This is a genomic window from Vibrio sp. 1978 (genome assembly GCF_033344345.1).
Genome location: NZ_JAWPOP010000873.1, coordinates 1 through 551 on the forward strand (window position 1 = coordinate 1; position 551 = coordinate 551).

1 protein-coding gene is annotated in these 551 nt (G+C 47.0%); it reads left to right on the top strand.

Annotated features, from left to right (window positions below; genetic code table 11):
- Positions 1-551: MFS transporter (locus R8N49_RS29615; RefSeq protein ID WP_318190758.1), on the top strand; the 551-nt coding region annotated here is incomplete at both ends.

The following is a 551-nucleotide window of genomic DNA, read 5'->3' on the forward strand; positions in this document are numbered from 1 at the left end:
CGTCACCTTAGTGATCACTATGGCACCTTTGGTCGCGCCGATGATCGGTGGTCACCTAGCGATTTGGTTCGGATGGCGTTCCATCTTTTGGGTGCTGGCTATCTTTGCTGTGGTTGTCATTCTGCTGGTGTTTTGGAAAATTCCGGAGACGCTAAAACCAGAAAACCGCCAACCACTGCGTTTTCGCACCACATTAAAAAACTACGCCCGTTTGTGTTCAAGTTCTGAAGCGTTGGGCTTGATGTTGTCTGGTGCATTCTCGTTTTCGGGGATGTTTGCATTCCTAACTGCGGGTTCGTTTGTTTATATTGATTTATACGGTGTTCGACCTGACCAATTTGGTTACTTATTCGGTTTGAACATTGTGGCGATGATCATCATGACCAGCATTAACGGTCGTTTGGTGAAAAAAGTGGGCTCTCATGCCATGCTTCGTTTTGGGTTGTTCGTGCAACTTTTGGCGGGTATTGGTCTGTTCGTAAGTTGGTTGATGGACTTCGGATTGTGGGGCATCGTGCCTTTTGTTGTGCTGTTTATCGGCACATTGTCGA